At 45.0% G+C, this 23,377-nt stretch carries 16 protein-coding genes; 5 read left to right on the forward strand and 11 right to left on the reverse strand.

Annotated features, from left to right (window positions below; genetic code table 11):
- Positions 1 to 18: 18 nt before the first annotated feature.
- Positions 19 to 2,031 carry an LTA synthase family protein gene (locus K1Y79_RS07065; RefSeq protein ID WP_220249292.1) on the reverse strand — a complete coding sequence of 671 codons (2,013 nt, stop codon included), beginning with the start codon at positions 2,029 to 2,031 and terminating at the stop codon, positions 19 to 21.
- 223 nt (positions 2,032 to 2,254) lie between these two features.
- Here K1Y79_RS07065 and glmM point away from each other — a divergent pair, with 223 nt between their 5' ends.
- Positions 2,255 to 3,637 (forward strand): phosphoglucosamine mutase, encoded by a 1,383-nt coding sequence (gene glmM / locus K1Y79_RS07070; RefSeq protein ID WP_220249293.1) that lies wholly within the window; start codon positions 2,255 to 2,257, stop codon positions 3,635 to 3,637.
- A gap of 153 nt (positions 3,638 to 3,790) precedes the next feature.
- Here the strand turns inward: glmM and K1Y79_RS07075 are convergent, their stop codons facing one another.
- The 5 genes from K1Y79_RS07075 to K1Y79_RS07095 form a co-directional block, all read right to left on the reverse strand.
- Complete coding sequence (locus K1Y79_RS07075) at positions 3,791 to 5,131, reverse strand: alkaline phosphatase family protein (protein ID WP_236059514.1); 1,341 nt, start codon at positions 5,129 to 5,131, stop codon at positions 3,791 to 3,793.
- Between the two features lie 8 nt (positions 5,132 to 5,139).
- Entirely contained in the window at positions 5,140 to 6,558 is a 1,419-nt protein-coding gene (locus K1Y79_RS07080) for a hypothetical protein (protein ID WP_220249294.1), read from the reverse strand.
- 11 nt (positions 6,559 to 6,569) lie between these two features.
- Positions 6,570 to 9,785, reverse strand: coding sequence for a TonB-dependent receptor domain-containing protein (locus K1Y79_RS07085; RefSeq protein WP_220249295.1), 3,216 nt, complete (start codon positions 9,783 to 9,785; stop codon positions 6,570 to 6,572).
- A gap of 131 nt (positions 9,786 to 9,916) precedes the next feature.
- Positions 9,917 to 10,900, reverse strand: coding sequence for a FecR family protein (locus K1Y79_RS07090; RefSeq protein WP_220249296.1), 984 nt, complete (start codon positions 10,898 to 10,900; stop codon positions 9,917 to 9,919).
- Between the two features lie 55 nt (positions 10,901 to 10,955).
- A complete protein-coding gene (locus K1Y79_RS07095; RefSeq protein ID WP_220249297.1) occupies positions 10,956 to 11,552 on the reverse strand; it encodes an RNA polymerase sigma factor in 597 nt (198 codons plus the stop codon).
- 436 nt (positions 11,553 to 11,988) lie between these two features.
- Here K1Y79_RS07095 and K1Y79_RS07100 point away from each other — a divergent pair, with 436 nt between their 5' ends.
- Entirely contained in the window at positions 11,989 to 13,116 is a 1,128-nt protein-coding gene (locus K1Y79_RS07100; protein ID WP_220249298.1) for a cysteine desulfurase family protein, read from the forward strand.
- A 93-nt stretch (positions 13,117 to 13,209) separates the two neighbouring features.
- On the opposite strand, the gene K1Y79_RS07105 is transcribed toward K1Y79_RS07100, so the two are convergent.
- The 4 genes from K1Y79_RS07105 to K1Y79_RS07120 form a co-directional block, all read right to left on the reverse strand.
- Complete coding sequence (locus K1Y79_RS07105) at positions 13,210 to 13,920, reverse strand: LytR/AlgR family response regulator transcription factor (protein ID WP_220249299.1); 711 nt, start codon at positions 13,918 to 13,920, stop codon at positions 13,210 to 13,212.
- Positions 13,895 to 15,157, reverse strand: coding sequence for a sensor histidine kinase (locus K1Y79_RS07110; protein ID WP_220249300.1), 1,263 nt, complete (start codon positions 15,155 to 15,157; stop codon positions 13,895 to 13,897). The genes K1Y79_RS07105 and K1Y79_RS07110 overlap by 26 nt, the downstream gene beginning before the upstream one ends.
- A gap of 178 nt (positions 15,158 to 15,335) precedes the next feature.
- Positions 15,336 to 15,704, reverse strand: a complete 369-nt coding sequence (locus K1Y79_RS07115; RefSeq protein WP_220249301.1) for a DUF4907 domain-containing protein — start codon at positions 15,702 to 15,704, stop codon at positions 15,336 to 15,338.
- Complete coding sequence (locus K1Y79_RS07120) at positions 15,697 to 16,716, reverse strand: Kelch repeat-containing protein (RefSeq protein WP_220249302.1); 1,020 nt, start codon at positions 16,714 to 16,716, stop codon at positions 15,697 to 15,699. The genes K1Y79_RS07115 and K1Y79_RS07120 overlap by 8 nt, the downstream gene beginning before the upstream one ends.
- 251 nt (positions 16,717 to 16,967) lie before the next feature.
- On the opposite strand from K1Y79_RS07120, the gene K1Y79_RS07125 reads away from it, so the two are divergent.
- Both K1Y79_RS07125 and K1Y79_RS07130 read left to right on the forward strand, forming a co-directional pair.
- Entirely contained in the window at positions 16,968 to 18,302 is a 1,335-nt protein-coding gene (locus K1Y79_RS07125) for a DUF4270 family protein (RefSeq protein WP_220249303.1), read from the forward strand.
- 20 nt (positions 18,303 to 18,322) lie between these two features.
- On the forward strand, positions 18,323 to 19,555 hold the full coding sequence (locus K1Y79_RS07130) for a hypothetical protein (RefSeq protein WP_220249304.1): 1,233 nt from the start codon (positions 18,323 to 18,325) through the stop codon (positions 19,553 to 19,555).
- 1,271 nt (positions 19,556 to 20,826) lie between these two features.
- Here K1Y79_RS07130 and K1Y79_RS07135 read toward each other — a convergent pair.
- Positions 20,827 to 22,182, reverse strand: coding sequence for a GH1 family beta-glucosidase (locus K1Y79_RS07135; protein ID WP_220249305.1), 1,356 nt, complete (start codon positions 22,180 to 22,182; stop codon positions 20,827 to 20,829).
- Positions 22,183 to 22,284: 102 nt separating this feature from the next.
- Here K1Y79_RS07135 and K1Y79_RS07140 point away from each other — a divergent pair, with 102 nt between their 5' ends.
- Positions 22,285 to 23,337 carry a formylglycine-generating enzyme family protein gene (locus K1Y79_RS07140; protein ID WP_220249306.1) on the forward strand — a complete coding sequence of 351 codons (1,053 nt, stop codon included), beginning with the start codon at positions 22,285 to 22,287 and terminating at the stop codon, positions 23,335 to 23,337.
- The last annotated feature ends 40 nt before the right edge of the window (positions 23,338 to 23,377 follow it).

Here is a 23,377-nt window from a genome sequence, read left to right on the forward strand (position 1 = left end):
GATGAACGCCCCAAAGCTCTATTTTTTATTGTTAAACATCAAATATCGGGTGCTTTCGTAATATGCACGCGTTAAATTATCCAGCGCATTTGCCGTATCCGGGTACTGCTGCCGCACGTCCTTTAACGGATCTCCCTGCATATCATATAGGTACGACTTCTGAGAAGACGTGTTAATCTCATACTGATAACGCTCTCCAATCACTGACATATAAGGCTGGAGATTCTTTAAATATATAGCAAATGCGTACCTGTTAGTAATAGTGGTATCCAGCATATCCCGGCCTAAAGTATAATTTTTTGCAGGTACTCCCGCCAATTTTGCCATAGTAGGATATATATCTACCAGACTTACTGCATAGTCCACAACCTTGGGCTTTGCAAGCGCCGGGCAATAAATAAAACAGGTAGCGTGCACCCCTCCTATAATAAGCTCATATTCTGGCGTAGGCATAAAATGATATGGATTCAGGGTACAATTATGATCTCCGAACATGATAAATATCGTATTCTCCAGGTAACCGCCCTGCTTTGCCAGTTCCATTAAGTGCCCAATATTATAATCTTCATACCTAATGGCGTTAAATTGTTCCATTGATACAAATCCTGCCTTTTTAAACTTCTCCTGGTCAATGTCCTTTTCAGTCACCCTCTTAAAATCACCCCGGCCTTTGGTGGTTGTATAGGGCGGATGGTTGTCTGCCAATTGTAGAAATGCGATAAATGGCTGCTTCCGCTTGGTGGCGTCCCTGAAGATCTCATCTGCTTCCGTAATCAGATCAAAGTCTGACACCCCCCATACATCTGCCTTAGGGGCTTTATAATACCCCTCTTCAAAGATCCGTATTCCATCCACATTGTTGGTGAACACCGCCCGGATATTAGCCCAATTGGTATTTCCTCCCAGCATATAAAATTTCTCATAGCCCTTAAACTGATCCATTAATACCCGCTGGTCTACCATCTGCGGATGTCGGGAAGCAGTTTTTGTGGCAGTAATATCAGGTAGTCCTGTAGTTACGCCATAGACTGTTCTGGCAGTACTGATCGCTGGTACATAGAAGTTTTTAAACAGTATTCCGCTGTCTGCCAGCCGTTTCATATTAGGAGTAGGCATCATGGGATTGTTATACATACTGGTAACCGCCGCTCCTGTCGATTCCAGCATTACCAATACCACATTCATCCTGTTTCCGTCCTTTCCAGGTATACTACGTACAAAGTTCAATTTTTCTATATCGGGCTGTTCCACTCCCAGATATTGCGACATTAATGGGTAAAACTCCTTAGTCTTACTTACATCATATGTGTCCTTCTGCATCGACATGTTCGATACATAATATAATACCGGATTCAGGGACAAACTGGTTACACCATTGTCTTTAGTGAACATCGCCTGGCTCCAGCGCAATGGGAAATAGGCAATATTGGCATAAATACCTGCAGCAAACATCACCACCAAAGCAGCCACCCAGCCTGTATATCTTTTCCAATTCAGGAAAACTGGGGGCTCTTCCCCCAACCTGTAATAGCTACGCGTGAACTGTACCGTTATCAGAAAAAGGAATAGCCCGATTCCAAACACTGTACGTACTACCGGGTAACTCTGCCATAGCATACGGGCGTTATCTGCCCGCTCTCCGTAAGCCAGAAATCGGGTAACCGTCGGATCCATCCGTAGCCCCAGGTAGGCATAATGTCCCAGGTCAAACACGTAGGCGAAGGTAAGCAGCAGGTATACCAGGAAGAGGTATATAAACAACGGCCTGCGGATACCTGCCTTTGTAAAAAAATGGTTCCTGGCGATAAAAGCAGTTATAAGTAGCGGTATCGACAGAAAAAGAGCCAGCCGTAGATCAAACCGTAATCCAAGGCTCCAGGCTTTTAGTATGGGAGCACTGCCAGTAATTGTCGTCTTGAAGAAGAAAAGGAAAAATACCAGTCGGAATACGACCATGAACAGGTACAGGAATAAGATTTGAACGATCACATACCGAATATACCGGGGTATACTCTTCCATAAATATTTCATGTAAACGTAGCTGTTGATTAATTTGACACGCAAAAGTATGCTAAACTGTGGCATTAAAGAAAAACGGCCAAAAGATTCCCAACCCCTATATAATACACCCACATTAAAACTATAACACATCTATTATTTTACTATATCACTGGAAAGCAGTACTATATATTTAATTCATTTGTTCTTTGCTGATTGTAATTTTATATTTGCCCTTCCTTTAAAATTGAAATTCGTGGCACTGATCAAATCGATTTCTGGTATTCGCGGAACCATCGGAGGCAAACCCGGAGAAGGGCTCTCTCCTCTCGATGTTGTAAAGTTCACAGCAGCATACGGCACATGGCTACTCAAACAATCCGATAATAAAAAAGTGGTGATAGGACGAGACGGACGCATTTCCGGAGAAATGGTCAAGCAACTCGTTGTAGCTACTCTTAACGGATTAGGCCTGGATGTTGTAGACCTCGGCCTTTCAACTACGCCAACTGTTGAGGTGGCAGTTAAGGCAGAACATGCAGCAGGTGGTATTATCCTTACCGCCAGTCACAATCCAAAAGAATGGAATGCGCTGAAACTGCTGAACGGTGATGGTGAATTTATCTCCGGAGAAGATGGTGCTATTGTACTTGACCTGGCCGCCCGCGAAGATTTCTCCTTTGCTGACGTCAATAAACTCGGCTCTTACAAACAGGACGACTCTTACATGCAGAAGCACATCGATATGGTGCTCAACTACCCGCTTGTAGATGTTGCAGCTATCAAAGCCCGCAACTTCAAAATAGTGGTAGATGCTGTTAACTCTACCGGCGCTATCTTCGTTCCTGCCCTGTTGAAAGCACTGGGTGTAGAAGATGTTACCGTACTCTTTGAAGAAGTTAACGGCCGCTTCAGTCATAACCCGGAACCTCTTCCGGAGAACCTGACCGCCCTGAGTAACGAAGTCAATAAATCCAGTGCCGACCTTGGTATTGCTGTTGATCCTGATGTAGACCGCCTATGCTTTGTATGCGAAGACGGTAGCATGTTCGGTGAAGAATATACACTGGTGGCTGTCGCTGACTACGTTCTCAAAAGCAGAAAAGGTAACACTGTATCCAACCTGTCTTCTACTCAGGCTTTGAAGGATGTTACGATCAAAAATGGCGGAGAATATCACCCTTCCGCTGTTGGTGAAGTAAATGTAGTCCGTAAGATGAAGGAAGTAAATGCTGTAATCGGTGGTGAAGGTAATGGTGGTATCATCGTTCCAGACCTACACTATGGTCGCGATGCACTGATCGGTATCGGTCTCTTCCTAAGCCATGTGGCACTCAGTAAAAAGAACCTGAAAGCAATCCGTAATAGCTATCCAGACTATTTCATTTCAAAGAACAAGATTGAGCTCGATAAAGGTGTTGACGTAATCACCATCTTTGACAAAATCAGAGGGAAATACAAAAACCAGCCTATAAATACTGAGGATGGACTGAAAATAGAGTTCGACAGAGACTGGGTACACTTAAGAACTTCCAACACAGAACCTATCATCCGCATATATGCTGAAAGCCAGAATGAGACAACAGCCGACAATATTGCGAAGAGAATTATGCAGGATATCAGGGAGTTCATGCATTAAGCATTAACAATCAGAAACTAAGATATTGCTTTATAACAGAACAACTGTTTTGAGGCCTCAATTTCTTAGATGTTCATACATAAAAAATAATAGGGTGCTTCTGATTGAAGCACCCTATTATTTTTTACAATTACAGTAACTATCGATCTCTAGCTACTTTTTTATTATCCCTGGATAAACTACTCCATCTGCATCCTTCAATTCAATTCCTAACAGCTTCGCTATTAACGGAGCGACATCTTCCAGCCCCATTTCACGTAATACACTACCACTGTTTAACCCTGCTCCCATCGCCACGAAACCTGTACGGATCTCATCAAAATCAGGGAAATATCCATGTGCCCCCCCTTTACCTGGCCTCAGGAAAGGCCCTTCAGCACTGTTATTAAAAGTAATACCCTGCATACCAGTCAACGCCAGGGCCGCAGCCGGATCACTTCCCATCCTGTCCATTGTTTTACGATCTATTACCCTGAAAAGTTTCTGCTGAGCAGGTGGAAGCGACCCCAGCATATTTTCTACCTGTTGTAAAGTCTTCATATCCTTGGGATCCTTGAGAATCAGAAAAGAAGAACCTCCTGAAGCATGAAAGGTAGCCTTCCAGTTCCCCCTATCAGGTGTAGTACCTATCAGTCCCATCTTTGCCAGCCATACATTCGGGGACAAACTGGAATGAGTATCTACAAATCCATGATCACCGGTTATGATAATAGCTGTACTATCTTCGATACCTGCCTTTTGCACTGCTTCCCATATACACCCTATCGCTCTGTCAGCGGATGCTACTGCTCTTCGTACGCTCTCTCCTTCACGTCCTTCCCGGTGCTGTGCCTCATCGGTACAGGGCAGATGCACTGTTACCAGGTTAGGCTTGTATTTCCTGATCAGGTAGGCTGTCATCCTACCCAGGTTTTCGTTCATACTCAGGTAATGCAGATCCATATCATTTGCTTCCAGTTTACCAGTTGCATTATCCTGCACCTCTTCAAATAATCCCTTGGGTGTGGCATCCTGACTAGTAGCCGGACGACGGTCACCCGGATGGTTCTCAGACCATGTCTCAGGAATATTGTAATCAATATCTGCTCCTACTGATACGGGCCAGGAAACAGAAGCCGTCTTCAAACCGGCTACATGCGCCGCTGCCCATAATGTTTGTGCCTTGATCTCTTTAGCATCCTTTACCCATTTGCCGGACAGTCCTTTAGGGTCAAAAGGAGTATTATACACAATACCATGCTTTGCCGGCATCACTCCGGTTACCAGTGTTGTATGTGAAGGATAGGTCACAGTTGGAAAAATACCCCTCACACCTGCTGAATACACTCCTTTATGCATCATCTGCTGCATGTTAGGGGCCGGATAAGACGGATCAATATAAAAGTCAGGCCTGAAACCATCTACACTAACCATAATAACGTATTTCGCTTTCTGGGCCATCAGCAAACCACTGCAACACAATATAATAATAGTCAGAACGGATATCTTTCTCATGTAATAGTTTATTTGATAAAAGGGAAAATGAATGGAGATGTCTTATTAGACACCAGTACTCTGTTCATGTCATATTTCATTGTTACCAGGTTATTAGTAACATCATAGGTAAAGTCGTCCATACCACGGTTCAACGGAATAAAAGAAGGAATCTGTGCTTTGATATCTGCATCTTTTACATTGCTATTATTCAGTTGCTCTGTCTGCGATACCGGGAACTTAATACCCAGATCCATCATTCGACGGCCCTCAGCAAAAAAGATCTCCTGACGCATACGGTACAACAGGTACAATAGCTGGTCCTGTGTAACAGCGCCATCAAGCAAAGAAGGGGTTACTTTTGTGCCGGATACTGTATATGCGGTAACCGGACCAGCTTTACGGTCAAGTACATAGCCACTTTTCGGACTGTCTTCTGCATCAAACTTCACCTGCGCTGAAGTAAGCGGATAATCTTTTCTATTTCCTCCATTGCGGGTCTCCTTGGAATCGTCCAGTTGTACAGTCGGGCGCTGTGCTACAACATTCGTAAGCAGGTTTTTGAGCGTTGTTCGACCTGCATCCAGGTTATTGGCAGAGATCTGTGTTTCTGCCAGTATCAGCCACGCTTCTTCGGCCTTCACAATTGTTACAGGCTTCTGATCTGTAGCGATCAGATTTATATGATAGTACTTAGGATCCAGAAAGTCCAGCCTTGGTAAAGGGGCAAACTCATTGTTCACGGATGAGAAAATGTACGTCTGCATGTCATTAGATACACCATTCGCTCCGTCATACTTTACCTGGCGCAATAATGCTGTGTTACCCATCGCCTCCTGCGCAAACTTTGCCGCATTGGCCGCATCTCCGAGACTGTAATAAGCCCTTGCCTTCAGCAATGTGTAAGCAGCCTTCTCAGCAACATTAGATTGTAAACTGATTGCTTTATCCAGGTTGCTGATAGCTGTATTCAGGTGTTCTGCCGGTGTTAGTACCCCCCCTTTATCTGTAGCAGGCAAGCCTACGAAGATTTCACCACTCAACAGATGCGCAAATCCCAGGCTGAAGTATACTTCTGCTACCAGTGAATCCCTGGTACTGGAGTCCTTTGGTAACACTGTACTCAATCCGTACTCGGCCATCGTACGCAGTGTCTGTATCTGTACCTGCATGTTATTGACATCCAGATCGAAATAATCAATCTGAGGAATATCAAACACTTTACTACTCAGTGTACGGTTATTAAAGTAGTTGTCAGATACTAGCTCCGTACTCACCACTACCTGATTCATTGTTAATGCCAGCTGCCTCCGTAATCCATTCATCCAGCTGGATGTAGCGCCGGCATTATCCACATAGACATCACCAGTCACATTAGGATTCAGTACATCACAGGCGCCCAGGCCTAACATTGTTATTACTATTGTATATAAAGCGAGTTTTTTCATTGTTTCCGGATTTAAAAGTTCAATCTTAATGATCCAAGCCACTGGCGGGGAGCCGAGTATGTGGCATAGGAAATACCGCCGGTCGTTGCACCTCCCTGTCCCTGAGCAGCGCCACTAATAGTCGCTTCAGGATCAAAGCTGGATGCTGCAAAATTCAATGGATTGACCGCCATGAAGCCAATCACTACCGATTTGATCCTATTGTGCAACACACCGCCCCGCAGGGTATAGTTCATACCAATAGTTCTGATCTTAATAAAGTCTGTTTTTTCAATAAACCTGTTGGTGAAGTTCAGCCAGTTTAAACGGCCATTCTTATCAACCTCTGCCTGGGAAATACCCTCATTATCTGCACCATAGTTGAAGCGGAACTGCCTGTCAAAGGAATTGGCAAATGCACCTTTTTGATAATCACCGTTTGCATACAGCTCGAAGTTCTTATAGCGTAGGTTCATGCCGAAACTGCCGAACATATCAGGAATAGTAGTTCCCAGATTCTGCTGTGCAGTAGTACTTTGCAAAGTTCCATCTGCGGCAAATACGCCGTAGTTACCTCTCAGGAAACCAATAGGAGAACCTTCCTGTACCACAGTCTGGATAGTTCTGGCACTGAAACCATTAATATTGAAAGGCGCTACTCCGTTAGAACTCAATACATTATTATACAGGGTATTGACTGATGCATTAAAGCGAAGGGTGGTATTTTTAGTCTGTATTGGCACCACCATCATATTGAACTCAAAACCACGGTTCAGAATCTTACCTACATTATACAGCTGCGACTGCGATTGGCCACTGGAGGGTGTTGGTGGTACATAAAACAAAGCGTCCCTGGTAATAGAATGGTAGTAACCTGCTGATACAAGTATGCGGTCCTGTGCAAAGCCCATGTCAATGGCTCCTTCCGCCGTCTGTGTCTTCTCTGGCTTCAGGTTATCATTGCCTGGCTGACCAAAATAAGCTGCCTGTTGTCCCTGGTAGCCACTGAAGGTAATGGTACGCTCATTGGCAAACGGTGTTGGCAAATTACCCGCTACTCCAAAACTACCTCTTACCTTGGCGGAAGACATTACTCCTGCTATTGCATCAAACCATGGCTCTGCACTTGGCACATAAGACAATCCTACCTTAGGATAGTATTGTATACCAATATTCTTACCGAATGCCGGGTTACCATCGCCTCTCAGACCTAAATCCAGGAACAGTTTGTTTTTATAACCAATATTCTCCTGGATATAGATACCATAGTTTACTGCCTCCAGGTAATATTCATCACTTGTCTTTAATGCGGCATTGGTGATAATTTTGGAGCCATCCCTGATATCGCTACCTACATAGGATATCTGCTGATCCTCATTACGGAACAGCTGTCCGCCGGCGGTAGTCACAAATGACAGATCACCCAGTTTTGCATTCCACTGACCATTGAGTTCCAGCGTAATACCCAGGTATTTTCTGTCTGCATTTGTTACACTACCCTGGTTGGTAACATTAGTATTAGTGGTAAAGGAAAGGTACCGGTTAGTAGATATCACCTGATTTCTCGATACCCGGTAGTCTACCCCGCCTGTTGCTTTAAATACCAGATTTTTAAGCGGTGTATATTTGAATACCTGCGAGGTCTGAAAACGGTTTACTTTAATGCTATTATCCTGCAATTGCTCTGCTGTCCATACATAGTCCTTCATTTGTTGAAACGCCGCATCAGACAATGAGTCTATCTTGGGATTGAACCTCGGTCCGGTAATAGCAGAAGCGCCACTCTCTGCAAACCAAAGACCAGTATAAGCGCCCTGATTACCATTTCTGTTACGTTTATAGTTATTGTTCACATAGGTCAGTGAACTTTCATAAGTAACTTTCTTACCTAATGCTGCACGGAAACCACTGGAGAAATCTATACGTTTGTTACGGTTCTGATCAAATACCTGTACACCGGCGCTATTACTATAATTCCCGGAAAAGCTGTATCCAAAATTATCCTTTCCTCCGTTGATAGCCAGGTGATGCTTCTGATAGAAACCATTCTGGAATAACAGGTCTTTGGTACGTTTGAAGTGCAGGTAGTCCGACGTAGGCGTTTCTATGCCCATCTGTGTTTCGAGCGTGATATCGGTTCTGTCAGAGCCTCCTTTTTTGGTGAATATCTGGATCACACCATTGGCTGCATCCGAGCCATACATTGTGGTAGCTGCACCGCCGTTAATGTATTCAATCTTTTCAATATTGTCCATCGGAATGTCGGCAATAGCGCTCACCGCAGCACCTGATGCACTACCTCCTCCTAATTTGGAGGCGGTATTCAGGTTATCCATTCTTACTCCATCCACATAAATAATAGGCGTAGAGTTAACAAAGGCAGAGTTTACTCCTCTGGCGCGGATGATAGAAGTAGCGCCTGCCTGTCCGCCTGTCAGTCTTATCTGAGCATTTGGCAATTTACCCTGCAGCATCTGGTCTATCCTGCCTGACGGGGCCTGATCCAGTTCTTTTGCGCCGATGCTCACGATATTAGTTGACAATCTTCTTTTACTTACGTCCAGTCCCTGCCCGGTTACTACCACTTCATCCAGTCCCAGGCGGTCAGTGGCCAGCGCTATCGCCAGTGGGGCACCTGCATTAGCACGGGTGATATTCAGCTCCTGCTTCTTATAACCCAGATAGTATACAACCAGGGTTATGTTTTCCATCTCCTGCGGATAACGCAGTGAAAACTTACCTTCTGCACTGGTAGCTGTTCCGGAAGAAGTACCTTTTATGCTGATGCTTACACCTGGCAAAGGTTCGCCAGAGATCTTATCAGTCACTTTACCAGTGACGAATACCTGTTGTTGCAGCAATAGCTTCTCGGCCAGGCTGACTTTATTCACAACAATATATTTCTCATTAACCTGTTTAACCGCTACCGGGTAAAGGCGCAGCAGATCATTCAGCACGTCGCTTACCGGCCTGTTTGTAGCGCTGTACGTTACCCGGCTGCTATCAGGAATGTTATCTCTGTTATATCCTATAATAAAAGGCGATTGCCCTTCAATCAGCGCAAAAACCTCTTTCAATGGCCTGTTATTAACCTGCAGGCTTACTTTAACCTCATTCATAGACTGCCCGGTGCTGCTCGCAGCGAAAGACAGCATGTAAGAGAAAAGCGTCAGTAAGGTGGTAAGTCTCATTTTTAGCGAAAAAAGCATTTTGAGCAGGTCGCGATAACCTGCGAATTTTTTTTGCATCTTTGACATGTTTTTAATGTGAGTTGAATCCGTTAAAAATGTTGCTGCCTTTGAGCAGTCAACCATTACCGGGAGTGGTTCCAGCACTTCCGGTTTTTTGTTGGCATACTGATTTTTACATTACCATACTGCTAATGTGTTTTTTGTGTGTAAATAATGATGCTGTCAGGCTGTATCTTGTAGGTAATTCCTGTTAACCCTGCCAATACTTTAAGCACTTTGTCCACCGGCTCGCGGGAGAAACTGATCTGATAATGTCCCTGCTCCTGCCCTGAACCATGTACCGACACTTTTATATTGTATTGCCGCTCAAGTTCTGCGGCAATTTCACTGATGGAGCTGTTATTGAAGTAAAAGATGTTATTGCGCCATGCGCCTGTCATATTAGTGTTGATATCACTTACTGTTACTTTATTGGTCAGGCGGTTACAGCTCAGGGCTCTGTTTGCAGTAAGTGTATCTGCCAGGATCTGCTGTGAAGCAGCATCCATCACCTTCACCTTTCCCGAAGCAACTGCGATCTGCCATTCTTCCTGTCCCGGATAGGCGCGGATATTAAAGGAAGTGCCTAACACTGTAGTGATGATACTGTCAGACTGTATCTGGAAAGGATGTGCCGCATCGGGAGCTATCTCAAAAAATGCTTCTCCGGACAGCTTCACCAGGCGGCGCTCTTCTCCATAATCACCAGATATAGATACCCGGCTGCCTGCATTCAGGTGAATAGCTGTTCCGTCAGACAAACGGATGGTTTTTCTATCTCCGGCGGCTGTTGCCACGACCTGGTCAGGTTGTATCTGCTGCTGTTTACCAGGATTCTTCCACAATAACCAGGTGCCTGCGGCTATGACACCTGCTAGTACAGCGGCAATATGCCGCCAGCGGTACGTACGTCGTTTTTTAGGCAATGCGGCAACCTGCAGCTTATCCACAATATCAGTTACCACCTGTGTACGCAATACTTCCCTTTCTTCCGGCAGTAAAACCTTCTCGTCCTGTCCAAATGAGTCATACCATTCCCCGATCGCCCGGATCTCTTCGGGAGTGGCAGTACCCTGCATATATTTATTCAATACAACCTTCAGTTGGGCCGTAGAAAGACGTCCTTTGTTCATACGCAATACATATCTCCCGGCAGAAACAGTGGTACTGCTAAAGTGTGTTAAGGAATTATGAAGGAATAATAATCGTAATCAGTAGTATGCCGGCCATACCGTTTTGCTCATTGAAATGAGTGCGCAGGTATCTTAATGTAATAGATATATTGTTTTTCACTGTCTGTTCTGACAACGACAGCCGGGAGGCTATTTCCCGGTTAGACAGATGCTGGTATCTGCTTAGGCGGTAGGGTAGCTGCAGGCGTTCCGGCATACGATTCAGTACCTCGTCAACCTGTTGTTCCATTTCCTTGGATACTAATATCTCATGTGCCGAGACGGTTATGTGCGCTGCCAGGCTTTCTGCCAGCAACTCTTCGTTGTAAATGGCCGTCTGCGGTTTACCAAAATGATCTATGATGCAATAGCGGGCCGCCCTGAAAAGGTAGGAAGCAATTGTTTCATTGTCATCTACAGTGATGGTCTCTTTGTTCTTCCAGACAGATATAAATATTTCCTGCAGTATATCATTCACATCATCATGATGTTTCAGCCTGGCATAGATATGCGTGTACAGGTTTTCCCAATACCTGTTCACTAAAGCTGTAAATGCGTGATTATTGCCCTCCCTGATCAGATCCAGTAGCCGGATGTCTGAATAATTTTCCATATCAGGGTACAAACATACTTTCCGGATGTAAACTCAATATTAACTTCATCATATCCGGCATTTTATTATTAGTAACCATCCACTCCGTACAATGTCAGTATCCAGGCTGTGATGTAGAAAGTATAAAGTAATAAGCAGTCGTATACGGGCTATTCTATGGTAGATCAGCCTATAAAATGGTGAAATAACATGGTCCCTGGAGAAATTTATTAAAAAAGATAGCGGCCTATCTTATACTGGGAATAAACACCTTTAAAACAACAGCTCAATCCCAGTCGAAGTGTAAGCCTCCTGATGCTGACAAAGCCTACTGGGTTTGCATAGAAGCTATCATCACAATAGTGTCACGTAGTATATTACACCAGGTATTTTTTGTAAAAAATTCAGACCTTTGTCACCGCCAACGGCATTTTTTTATCAAAAACCACCCACTATCTTGAAAAGAATTTATTTTGATAATGCAGCCACCACGGCGCTGGATAAAGAAGTGCTGGACGTGATGCTGCCCTACCTTACAGAAAAGTTCGGGAATCCGTCTTCCATCTACTCCTATGGCCGCGAAAGCAGACTGGCCATAGAGAATGCACGTAAATCAGTAGCCAAAATCCTGAATGCAAATCCCGGAGAGATCTTCTTTACTTCCGGTGGTACAGAAAGTACCAATACCACAGTGAGTGCTGCAATCCATAACCTGGGCTGCCGTCACATTATCTCTTCTGAAATTGAACATCATGCTACCCTGCACTCAGTAGAGCATGCACATTCCAAAGAAAAGATAAAACTGAGCAATGTACGTCTGCTGCCAAACGGCCATGTAGATATGGCACATCTGCGTGAATTACTCGCTAACTCTCCTGAGCGTTGCCTCGTGAGTCTCATGCATGCCAACAATGAGATCGGTAACCTGCTGGACATTCATGCTGTAGGTAACCTGTGTAAGGAGTTTGACGCTATCTTCCATTCTGATACCGTACAGACTGTAGGCCACTATCCATTTGACCTGCGTAACACACCTGTTCACTTCATCAACGGTTCGTCTCACAAGTTCAATGGTCCTAAAGGCGTAGGGATTCTGTATGTGAATGAGAATGTAAAAATATCTCCTTTTATTCATGGAGGATCTCAGGAGCGTAACATGCGTGCCGGTACTGAAAACGTATACGGTATCGTTGGTTTCGCCAAGGCGCTGGAGCTGGCTACTGAACATATGGACAAATACAGCAGTCATATAAATGACCTCCGTATGTACATGATGGATGAGCTGACAAAACATATTCCCGGTGTAGGATATAATGGCGACCTGTATGGACGCAGCCTGTACACAGTACTGAATGTTTCATTCCCTAAAACAGAGAAGAGTGAAATGCTACTGTTCAACCTGGATATTAATGGTATCTGCGCTTCCGGCGGTAGTGCCTGTACATCCGGCGCTGATGCGGGATCTCATGTGATCCGTGCTATCAACAGCGATCCGAATAAAATAGCTGTACGTTTCTCTTTTGGAAAAGATAATACCAAAGAGGAGATTGACGCAGTTGTTGCCAAACTGAAAGAGATTGTCTAAGCTGTAATATCCGCTTAAGCTATAAAATGACAAGGGGAATCAGTATTATACTGGTTCCCCTTGTCATTTTATAGCTTAACAGTTGCTGATGTACTAACTATTCCGGTTAATCACATCATAAAACTTTTCCCTGTAGCCATCGCTGATAGGAATAGACTGATTGGCAATCATCACGGTGTTCTTTTCTACAGAGTTGATCTTATTCAGTGACACTACATAAGAGCGGTGTACCCTGATAAACTTGTCTGCAGGCAAACGGGTCTCAAATGATTTAAGGCTGCGCAGTGTTAATACTGGCTGAAAAGGAGTATAGATTTTCGTATAGTCTTTCAGTGCTTCGATGAATAAAATATCTTCCAGGTTGATCTTGATGATCTTGTATTCCGTTTTAATGAAGATGTAGTCATTGACATGCCCATTATTACTGTCGCCATTCTTCTGCTGCGACATACTTCTAAGCTCAAGGGCTTTAGTAGCTGCTCTCAGGAAACGTTCAAACGGTACTGGCTTCAGCAGATAGTCCACCACTTCCAGGTCAAATCCTTCCAGTGCATACTCTCCATATGCAGTAGTAAAGATCACCATAGGGGGATATTTCAGGGACTTCATCAACTGAATACCGGTAATATCGGGCATCTTGATATCCAGGAAAAGCAGGTCAACACGCTCTTCCTGAAGAAAGCGTAAGGCTTCCGTCGCATTCTCAAATGTGCCTACCAGTTGCAGGAAGGGCACCTTCTTTGCAAAATCAGTGATTATTTCCAACGCAAGTGGCTCATCATCCACCGCTATACACCTGATCATTTTTCAACACAATTTTTAAATCAACAATAAATTGGTTATCGGATTCTGTGATCTCCAGCTCATGGTGATCAGCATACAGTAATTCAAGGCGCTTACGCACATTCTGTAAACCAATACCTCCCTTTTCTGCTACTCTTTGCTTGAAACGGCTGTTTTCCACAACCAGCCTCATCTCATTCTTTTCAATAGCCAGTGCAATGGCAATGAACGAAGGCTCTGCGTAGCTGATACCATGCTTAAAGGCATTTTCCACAAAGGGTACCAATAACATGGGAGCTATCTTTAGTCCGGCGGTATTCCCCTGTACCGCATAATCGACAACTATGTCATCAGGCATTCTAAGACGTTGAATATCAATATAGTCTTCCAGGTATTGCAATTCCTGTTGCAGCTGTACCTTGTCTTCGTTGGAGTCATAAATCATATACCGTAAGATGGTAGACAGCTTTACGATAGCATGTTCTGTCTGTACGGAATGTTTATGTGCCAGTGAATAAATGGTATTCAGGCAGTTGAACAGGAAGTGTGGATTAATCTGCGACTTCAGAAACTTCAACTCAGCATTCAGGTTCTCCACTTTCAGGGCTTCTCTTTGCTGCTCGCTCTTGAACCACTCCTGAGCAATTTTGATGAACCCGCTCATAAAGAGCATCAGCAACGCTGCAAAGATTGACTTTCGCAGTATTTCGGGGAACACTACATAGTCCACGAAGGACAGTTCCTGCCGGCTGGTGATCATCCCTCTTCCCCTGAAACCGAGCGAGTCATTCAGCGTGGCAGCTGCATATTGCGGCGCTGCATCCTTCAACTCGGCATGTTTTGCATGAAACCGGCTTTCCAGGAGGTGATACCTGATAAATCCCGGAGGCGGTGGTGCAAAAGCGGCTTCTCTGTTCCCTCCCGGTACCATGACTGTTTCCTGGGAGGCAAAGGTTTTCCAGAAAAAGTACTCTGTGACAGCCTGCTGCATAATGATGAAAATCAACGTCAGCAAGACAAAAGACAGATAGTATACAATCTTCTTTAAAGTAAAAAACCTGGGAATGAGTACATAAAAATTGAGATAAAACACGCCTATGAGGAAGAGGTTATCCACAATTTCCCGGGCGAAGAACCAGGGATGCTGGATCTTAATCCGGTAGATAAAAAAGGGAAAGAACAGGAAACTGGTCCAGACGACAATGTGCAGTCCTACCCTGAATAACCTGCTTCTATAGAGTTGTTTTAAATTTATCATGTAGCCCAAAAGCGCGATAAACTTACACTCAATTCTGGTAAAGAGGCTGTTAAAATTTGTTAAGCGTAGTAAAAGGAATGTTAAAATTTGGGAGGGAATAGGCAGCCAGTATGGCCAGACACAATACTGTGGCCAATATTAAAGGAAGTTAACATATTTCTACCGGAGAGTTTTAGTGCTACTCTACACCGGCTATTTTCATTTCAAGCAGCTCCTGCCGGCTGAGATCTGGCAGTCCGCCGGGATTATTCCTGAGCTTAGCGGCAATATTTTCTCCTACTTTCCTGGCATCGGCCTCGCTTTGAAAAGGCTTATTACCGATGATAACCGGAATGAATGGCTGTTCAATGTAGGTGTGGGAGCCTTTGTTGATCTTATAGCCCCAACCACCGTTGTCCAGCTTATATGTAACTACCGCAATGCTGTCATGCACTGCGGTAGTTGTAGTCTGAGTATGTTCAGTTCGTTCAGTCTGTTTTTGCTGACAGGCTGTAAAAGCCAGTCCCATAGCCAGAGAAGCGATCAGAAAAGACCTTTTATTAGTCATTCGTATCGTTTTCCTGGTCTGGATAAAACTCATACAGATCATCCAGGTAAGTGCTGCTGGAGTAACCAGTACCTACAAAACCTCTGTTTTTGATAGAGAAACCAACTGCGCTGGTACGGCTAGCACCATCGAAAGCGGTTTTTTCTGTCCAACGGTCGTTAATTGGGTCATATTCCCAGGTAGCAGAGCTTGAACCTGTGGTAACATAAGCTTTGTTGTTGATTACGAAAGCAACACCAGCGTAACGGGAGATAGAAGAGTAGTCATCATCGAAAGACTCATCAGTAGCGTTTTCGATTTTAGCCTTTTCAACCCAGATATCGTTGGTAGCATCATACACATACATACGGGTAGGAACTGTACCAGCGCCGGTACCTGTTACTACGTATGCGCTATCATTGATTACAAAAGATACTGCCTGTCTTCTTTTATCTTTCAGTGCAGTGATCGGCGTCCAGCTGTTGCTAGCCGGATTGTATTTGAAGAAGTCACTCATGTTGTTACCGCCATCGTAGCCGGTACCAATGTAACCCTGACCTTTAACAGAGAAACCTACAGCGAAATAACGTGCAGCACCAGGGAAGTCAGCTTTGCTGGTCCAGCTGTTGGTAGCAGGATCGTATTCCCATGTATCCCGGAGGGATCTGAAATTTGCATCGCTACCGGTAGCAACATAGCCTTTACCAGCAGCAGCAAAAGCTGAAGCACCTGTACGAGCCAGGTTTCTGGTGGCATCTGCCGGATCCTGTAAAGACGCTATCATAGTCCAGTTGTCTTTCGCTGCGTCGTACTTATAAAAAGAACTTAACAATGTACCACCATCAACACCACTGGTGCCAGTTCCCACATACGCTGTATCTCCGATAACAAAGCTTACGGCTTCCCTTCTGGCGTCGCCCTGGTAATCTGCTCTTCTTACCCAGTTACCCAGCCTGGTCGTATCTTCGCTTGATGAACAGGAGGCTAACGTAAGTACTGCCAATCCCAGAAAACATACATTTAAATAGCGCATAAGTTATTTTTACTTTTTTAATAGCTGCCAAAATTATCCGCACTTATTTAAGTGCAATCAGAAAATAGACATTTAGGTACTTTTGACAGATAAATCCCGGCATTTTATCTGCCAACTGGTTTTTTAGGATATAGCCAGCCTTGCTACCCCAACAGTAGCACAAAGAATGTGAATGGTTATTCGTCGATGAAAAGAGCTTATTCGCATATTAAATAAGCAGGAAGTTGGGTTCCTGTCTAAAATTGCGCTCCATGAATAAAAGTATCCGCGCCAAAGTGGCCTGTAAATACCTGGTTTGTGCTTTATTGATCACTGGCGCCGCTGCCTGTGAAAAGGAAGGTTTTTTGTATGAAGGTATCACAGACCAGAGTGGTACAGAGTATCTGGTAACAGATACCATTACTATGAACATGAGCACGGCATACCTTGATTCTGTTCCTACTTCCAACATGGGTGTTGCCCTCGTTGGTACCACCAATGACCCGTATTTCGGAAAAATAACCGCCTCCTCTTTCTGGCAGGTACGCTCCTACAGTGGTAGCGCTATCCCTTCCAGGGCTATCTATGACTCAATTATATTATTAATACGTCCTAATAAGCAGCATTACGGCGATACCGCCTTAACGCAGGACATTTCAGTATATCGTGTCACAGAGGAGATCAAACGCCCGGGTAACAGTGCATTCCTGTATAGCTACAGCAATTTTGCTACTGACCCTACGCCGCTGGGTAGCCTCTCTATGACTTTCCGCCCTCACCGTGATTCCATCTACCGGATCAAAATCAATGACGAACTGGGTAGAGAGTTCTTTGACCTGGCTAACAAAAACTCCACCACCATCACCAATCAACAACAATTCTTACAATATTTTAAAGGTCTGGCACTGAAACCTGGTCCTAACAGCCAGCTCATCTCCTCCCTGAGAGCAGATGACTCTCTGTGCCTGCGCCTCTTCTTCCATACCACTCCGGGAGAGATTAAACAGGAAACCAGGGACTTCGCTGTATACAACCCTGCCTTGCAGTTCAACCATGTTGACGTAGAACGTCCGGCAGGATCCCCGCTGGTTAACATCGGTCCAGGCAAAAAACTGCTGCCTTCGACTGCTGCTGGCAACAGACTTTATGTACAGCCGCTGACCAACCTCGTAGGCCGTATTGATTTTCCATACCTGCGCACCTTTAACCTGCTGAGCAAGTTCTCCAAAATTATGAGAGCAACACTCACTGTCAGACCGGAAAAAGCAACCTACAAGTACCCATACTTACTGCCGGCGAACCTGCCTCTAGGTGAAATCAATAACGCCAATGTGATTGTAGACACAGTCCGTTCACCGCTCACCGGCGGTGTCCAGTATGGCAATCTGATCACTGACTTCATTTATAATACAGGAACTGAGTATACTTACGATATTACCAATTATTGTATTGCACAATTGAACGCTACGGATAATGCATACCGTGGGCTTGCATTGCTGCCTCCGAGAACGACCGGTTTAACTACCTTTGAACGCACAGTACTCGGGGATAGCAGAAATTCCTCTAACAGGATCACAATACAGATTTATTACCTGCGGTATAAATAATGCAATCAAGAATTGACTACATGAAGCGAATACAATATACGACCGGCTTATGCGGCCTGATGCTCTTACTGGGCGGCAAGGCAATGGCACAACACGGTATCAATTCACTCTATTCTGCGTATGCCATCGGCGACCAGGAAGAACATGATTACACCCGCAACTTCGGTGTGGGAAGCTCTGGTATAGGCCGTCGTTCAGATAACTACCTGAATGAGCTGAACCCTGCCTCCTATGCAGCTTTGCCTCGTCAACATTTCATGTTTGACGTATCACTGCGCGCTCAATCAGTTACTTATAAAGATGCCAGCACCCTCAACAGACAAGCAGGTGATGTTAATATCAAGCGTCTGGCCATGGGTTTTAAAGTGAATAGCAGATGGGGTATGAGCGCCGGTTTCGGTCAGTTCAGCAACGTTGACTATAAACTAATATCCAATAAATTCATCGATACATCACCCCAAACCACTACTACTGAAGGTTCCGGTGGTGTGTATAAAGCATATATCTCCAATGGCTTCCGACTGAATAAGAACTTTGCCGTTGGGGTGTCTACCAACTTCCTCTTTGGTCCCAACAACGTCGTTGAAAACGTAGGCCGTGATACAGTGTCTACCAAAACCCAACGCTATGCATTCAGTACCATGTTCAATACAGGTATACAATATGCCGGCAGACTTGGCGGAGACTGGGTACTGGGCCTGGGCGCTACCTATCGATTCAAAACTAATCTCAGCTATGATAAAAAGCTGATAGTGATAAACACAAATGAGACTACCCTCTATGAGGATAATCTCCCTAAAGAAAAATATACCCTCCCGGAACAATATGGTGCCGGTATCCACTTAAGTAATGGTACCATCAGCTGGTTGGCTGACTGGCGCAGACAAATGTGGGGGGAAACCCGCTCAAACACCGCTAATTATAAACTGGCCAACTCAGAACGTATATCAACCGGTCTGGAATATACCTTCAGACGCATGTACGGCTCACAACAGATTGAAGGTGTAGTTATCCAGGCAGGCGCCTCCTACTATAAATCTTACCTGGTTGTCAATAACAACCAGATCAAAGATATCGCCGGTACTGTAGGTGTATCACTTCCTTCCAAATCTAACTACCTCCGTTACTATATCGGTGTTGAAGTTGGACAAAGAGGTACCACCAGCGGCGGTCTGATCAGAGAAACTTATGTGAACGGTGTGTTCCACTTCTCATTAAGAGATATCTGGTTCCTGCGCAGAACTTACGATTGATCTGATTCCATCATTCCCGAACATATTAAAGCCCGTAGCAATTGCTATGGGCTTTTTTCATTAAATGATATGCTGCCTCGGATATACATTGTATAGTACTCCTGCTCAGCAATTTCCAGACCCGGTACAGGATGAATACACTACTTTCTCACCGCCCTGGTCAGATACTCCGGACAACTTATCCACAGATAACCTACCCCCACCCATTACCTGACGCAACGTGTTATCTCCCCAATACCATTCGACACAGTACCCTACAGGAAAGTAACCTAGCTATCCGCTGCGGAAGAACAATTCATCGCAATTCCTTAAGTTAACATATCCCCCGACTTCCAAAAAACTCGCTTTCCTGTGCTACTATTCCGGTAACGAGGTAGCGTTGTTCATCCTAATGTATGAGGCTAGCCGCGCCTGCTTCTCTATGCCATCCCATTACTGTAGTAAGAACATGTAACACCGTACTCTACCGCGAAATAATCAACACAGCCTCCCCGGAAAGGCCATCTAAGGCAATTCCCTAAGCAGAATCCTCACCCTGCTTCCAAAAAACTTGCTTTTCCGTGTTACTATCCCGGTAACCGGGTAGCATTCTTCATCCTGTTTTATCGGTTTATGCTCGTCTTATTCTTTATTCCATGCCTTTACCAAAAGGTCACCAGAAGGTCACTTCAATATCCGGGGGATATTGAAGTGACCTTCTGGTGACCTTTTGGTGCATCGTTGATGTAAAACATAAACCCTTATCTAACCGACGCCCATACAGCTACAATTGCACCCACTACCAGCCATTTCAATATCGATAAGACCTGGATAAAGGCCCTGGCAATTGTAATAGGTAAATACCGGCAAAAAAGCAGGCCTCTAAGTTCTCAACACAATGATTATCAGCGGCAAGTAATATTTTCTATTAAAGGGGGAGCCTGTGGGAAGCGGTTTGAGAGACACGGAAATAGTTCTCATAGCAGCTCAATTGGAATAGTGGCCAGCGGGCCATCAGGAGATATAAGTGTATTGCCGGGTTTGGTACGGGAAATGTGTAACCCGTTTACTATCATTATCGTCTTTCCGAGTAGGATAATGTATCAAAGGGAATCACCAGGTTGTTCAATAGATCTGGTAATGGTGTAAGTAGACCGTCTAACGAACCTTACATACTGATTACCTGATGGGCAGATAGGTAAGCTATCATTATTGAAAGTGAACAGTGCAAGCGACCAGACAGGAACAAAATAGCTGTTGACAGCGCGCATACAGTGTACAATAACCGTCCGTCATGCGTTTAACAACCAGCTAAACCATTGGCCAGAGCTCTTCATCGTACGTATCTGCGTATCACGGTCTACATGTACCAGGCCAAAACGGGCACGGTAGCCCTCCGCCCACTCAAAGTTATCTGTCAGCGTCCAGGCAAAGTAACCATCTACCGGTATCCCCTCCCTTTTTGCCTTCAACACGCCTTCCAGGTATTCGCTGAAGTATCTGATACGATCCTGATCATCAATTTTACCTCCACTCATAATATCAGCAAAGGCAGCTCCACTCTCTGTCACCATCATACGCCTGATATCTTTGTAAGCGCCAAACTGCTTCAGAATAGCATACATTCCTTCTCCACTGATCTCCCAACCCAACGCTGTCATTGGCACCTTACGGATTTTAGGCTTTACTTCAGAGATGCCCACTACAGGCATAAAGGCATTGCGCCGCACGACCAGCGGAAAGTAGTTCTGTATACCAATAAAATCAAAATCGAAAGACAGCTGATCCCAGTCCCGCCATAATGCATAACGCCGCTCTATCCGGCGCAACAGCGGAAAGCTATCCACCGGATACCCCATCCCCAGTACCGGCTCAATAAATAGCCGGTTGAACAAGGCATCCGCTTTCCTGGCAGCCTGTATATCAGCTTCCTGTTGCGTATACGGGTAAATATAAGAGCAGGACAAGGATGTCCCGATGTTAGCTCCCTTTACGGTTTCCCGTATCACTTTAGCGCCCGCAGCCTGTGCAAGCAATACATGGTGCACGGCAGGCAGAAAGTAGGAAACGCCAAACTTGCCTGGCGCATGCACCCCCAGCATATATCCAAGCGAGGTAAACCCAAAGGGCTCATTCATCACGATCCAGTTCTTCACTTTATCCCCAAAAGCCTCTACACAGATGCGTACATATTCTTCAAAAGCGAAAATGACACCACGATGGCACCAGCCTCCTTTTTGTTCCAATGCATGTGGCAGATCCCAGTGATATAACGTAATATAGGGTATGAGTCCGGCTTCCAGACAGGCATCTATCACCCTATGGTAAAAGGCAATACCGGCAGCATTCACCTGACCGGTACCATCGGGTAAGATACGTGGCCAAGATATAGAGAACCGGAAGACATTGAATCCCATCTGTTTTACCAGCAGGATGTCTTCTTTGTAACGGTTATAGAAATCAACGGTAATAAGCGCATTGGCACCATCCTTGATTTTACCTTTCTTCCTGGTAAACTCATCCCAGATAGACTTTCCTTTCCCATCTGCATCGCAGGCACCTTCGTTCTGGAACGCGGAAATCGTTACTCCCCAAAGGAAATTCTCTCCAAAATCATGACGGCTGAAAGGTGCGCTGAATTGTTCCATAGATAAAACAAGGATGCAGTTTACAATAGTTTATTTGTATAACCGATTATTTAATTGTTAAGCAGACTAAAATTTAACATACAGATTAACGATCTTGAGACAATGTTTAGTAATGCTACTGCCAGATGGATGCTGATTTCCAGCCTGTTGTCGGCTGCCTGCGCACAACAGCCAGCGCCTGTCACCAAAGCCACTACTACTATTACACCTGCACCCGGCGACGCAGTGAATCGTATGGTATTAGTACCCGGAGGCTCATTTACGATGGGTGCAGATGATGCCGATGCCCGTGCAGATGAGAGGCCACGGCATGAAGTATATGTAGACAGCTTCTGGATGGATGAACATGAGGTCACTAATGAGGAATTTGCTGCTTTTGTACAGGCTACAGGTTATGTAACTACAGCGGAACAGCCAATATCGAAAGAAGAACTGATGCAGCAGCTGCCTCCCGGTTCTCCGGAGCCTGACAGCAGTGCGCTTGCACCTGGCTCTATTGTTTTTACACCACCTTCGCAGCCTGTTCCGCTTGATAATGTGTCTCTCTGGTGGTCTTTTATTAAAGGGGCCAGCTGGCAACATCCCGGCGGACCAGCTACTGATATTAAAGGGAAAGAAAATCTGCCGGTGGTACACATTTCCTGGTATGATGCACAGGCTTTTGCCAAATGGGCCGGAAAACGCCTTCCTACAGAAGCAGAATGGGAGTATGCTGCCCGGGGTGGACTGAAGGACCAGCCTTTTCCCTGGGGCGGGGAACCTTTAGCCACAGGCAAGGTAAAAGCGAATACCTGGAACGGACACTTCCCTTACGAGAATACACAAACGGATGGTTATTTCGGAAGTGCGCCTGTGAAAAGCTATGCGCCCAACGGGTATGGATTGTATGATATGGCCGGTAATGTATGGGAATGGTGTGCAGACTGGTATGACAGCAGGTATTATGCGCAGAAAGCACAGCAGAATCCACAGGGACCTGCCGGCGGTTATGATCCTGATGATCCAGCCATTGCTAAACATACGATACGGGGTGGTTCTTTTATGTGCACAGATGAATATTGTTCAGGATACCGGGTTACAGCCAGGATGAAAACATCTCCTGAGTCAGGGCTGGAGAATCTTGGATTCAGATGTGTGAAAAGTATAGCGAAATAGTGTTGGGAAATAAATTAAAAGCGGGTGTATCATAGCTGAT

Origin of the sequence: Chitinophaga rhizophila (genome assembly GCF_019492185.1) — a bacterium.
GTDB classification, from domain to species: domain Bacteria; phylum Bacteroidota; class Bacteroidia; order Chitinophagales; family Chitinophagaceae; genus Chitinophaga; species Chitinophaga rhizophila.